This is a genomic window from Streptomyces carpinensis (assembly GCF_002154505.1).
GTDB classification, from domain to species: Bacteria; Actinomycetota; Actinomycetes; order Streptomycetales; family Streptomycetaceae; genus Streptomyces; species Streptomyces carpinensis.
This window is the reverse complement of the sequence record NZ_MUBM01000784.1, coordinates 1-737: the sequence shown is the minus strand read 5'-3', so window position 1 is coordinate 737 and position 737 is coordinate 1. Positions and strand designations below refer to the sequence as shown.

The following is a 737-nucleotide window of genomic DNA, read 5'->3' as shown; positions in this document are numbered from 1 at the left end:
GATGTGCTGCGGGTGGTCGCGGGCGCGCTCATCGCCTCGGTGAGCACCATCTTCACCGTGTGGGCGCTGGCGTACGCGACCACCCGCAGCACATCCGCCCAGTGCTCGCGCAGCAGCACCACCAGCGGCATTTTGGCGACACCCTCGCCGGCCGCCTGCCGGGCGAACGCCGGCGTCTCGGCCAGCCTGCGGCGGATGAGGTAGCCGACGACGGCGACCACGACACTCGCCCAGAACGGCACCCGCCAGCCCCAGGAGAGCAACTGGCGCTCGGGCAGCGCGGCGACCGGGAGGAACACGAGCGTGGCGATCAGCTGGCCGCCCTGGGTGCCGCTGAGCGTGAAACTGGTGAAGAAGCCGCGCCGCCGGTCGGGCGCGTGCTCCAGGCTCATCGAACCGGCACTGGCCTGCTCGCCCGCCGCGGAGATCCCCTGGAGCACGCGGCACAGCACCAGCAGGACCGGGGCGATGCCGCCGACCCCGGCGCGGGTGGGCAGACAGCCGATGAGGAACGTCGACAGGCCCATCAGCAGCAGCGTGAAGACCATGATCTTCTTGCGGCCCAGCCGGTCGCCGAAGTGGCCGAGGAAGAGCGCGCCGACCGGGCGGGCCGCGTAGGCGACGCCGAAGGTGGCCAGCGACAGCAGGGTCGCGGTGGACGGGTCCGAGGAGTCGAAGAAGACCTTCGGGAAGATCAGCGCCGCGGCGCTGCCGTAGATGAAGAAGTCGTAGTACTC

At 71.1% G+C, this 737-nt stretch carries 1 protein-coding gene; it reads right to left on the bottom strand.

The window, feature by feature from the left end:
* A partial coding sequence (locus tag BZY54_RS48760) for an MFS transporter (RefSeq protein WP_143668480.1) occupies positions 1-737 on the bottom strand: 737 nt, incomplete at both ends.